The organism is Lactobacillus taiwanensis DSM 21401, from assembly GCF_001436695.1.
Taxonomy (GTDB): Bacteria; Bacillota; Bacilli; order Lactobacillales; family Lactobacillaceae; genus Lactobacillus; species Lactobacillus taiwanensis.
In genome coordinates this window covers 1-593 of the sequence record NZ_AYZG01000040.1, presented here as the reverse complement: position 1 = coordinate 593, position 593 = coordinate 1, and the positions used below count along the sequence as shown (strand labels likewise).

At 40.5% G+C, this 593-nt stretch carries 1 protein-coding gene; it reads left to right on the top strand.

Annotation, left to right across the window (positions count from 1 at the left end):
• Positions 1 to 593, top strand: a 593-nt coding sequence (locus tag FD18_RS09780) for a hypothetical protein (protein ID WP_162257037.1), incomplete at both ends; no start/stop codon positions are given.

Sequence of the window (593 nt, the reverse complement as noted above, 5' to 3'; positions counted from 1 at the left end):
CTCATTGATACCGAGTTAGATAAGCTCTCGCTCATACTTACTGAGTTGCTTAAGCTGTCGCTCATGCTTACTGAGTTACTCAAACTTTCGCTCATGCTTACTGAGTTACTTAAGCTCTCACTCATTGACACTGAGTTACTCAAGCTTTCACTCATACTTACTGAGTTACTTAAGCTTTCGCTCATACTTACTGAGTTGCTTAAACTTTCGCTCATTGATACTGAGTTGCTTAAGCTTTCGCTCATGCTTACTGAGTTACTTAAGCTCTCACTCATTGACACTGAGTTACTTAAGCTCTCGCTCATGCTTACTGAGTTGCTTAAGCTCTCGCTCATGCTTACTGAGTTGCTTAAGCTTTCACTCATTGATACTGAGTTGCTTAAGCTTTCACTCATACTTACTGAGTTGCTTAGACTTTCACTCATTAACACTGAGTTACTCAAGCTTTCACTCATTGACACTGAGTTGCTTAGACTTTCACTAATTGATACTGAGTTGCTCAAGCTCTCACTCATTGACACTGAGTTGCTTAGGCTCTCGCTCATGCTTACTGAGTTGCTCAAGCTTTCACTCATACTTACTGAGTTACTCAA